General features: G+C 73.4%; 1 protein-coding gene. It reads right to left on the bottom strand.

Features of this window, described 5'->3' with window-relative positions; all coding sequences use genetic code 11:
- Positions 1-364, bottom strand: a 364-nt coding sequence (locus ACLN58_RS22620; RefSeq protein ID WP_415857441.1) for a transketolase-like TK C-terminal-containing protein, incomplete at both ends; no start/stop codon positions are given.

The following is a 364-nucleotide window of genomic DNA, read 5'->3' as shown; positions in this document are numbered from 1 at the left end:
ACCGTAGTGCTCGAGGCTGATCGTGCGGCCGGCGTCGCCGACGAACTCGCGCCAGCCGAGGGCCAGGCCGGCCTCGACGGAGACACGGGCCTTGACGGCTGCGGGGAGCACGGACTCGCGGTAGGCGGGATCCTGGGCCTTGAACCATTCGACGCAGGGCATGGAGACCACGCGGGCCGCGATGCCTTCGGTCGCCAGGGCCTCGCGGGCGGCGACGGCAAGCTGGACCTCGGAGCCCGTGCCGATGAGGATCACGTCCGGGGTCACGTCGGCGCCATCGCGCTGGGCCTCGGCCAGGACGTAGCCGCCCTTCGCCACGCCGGAGACGTCGCCGAAGCCGCCGTCACCGCGGTCCCAGGTCGGA

This window comes from Sinomonas sp. G460-2 (genome assembly GCF_047759905.1).
Lineage (GTDB): Bacteria > Actinomycetota > Actinomycetes > Actinomycetales > Micrococcaceae > Sinomonas.
The sequence above is the reverse complement of the archived record's forward strand: the minus strand, read 5'-3'. Positions and strand labels throughout refer to the sequence as shown.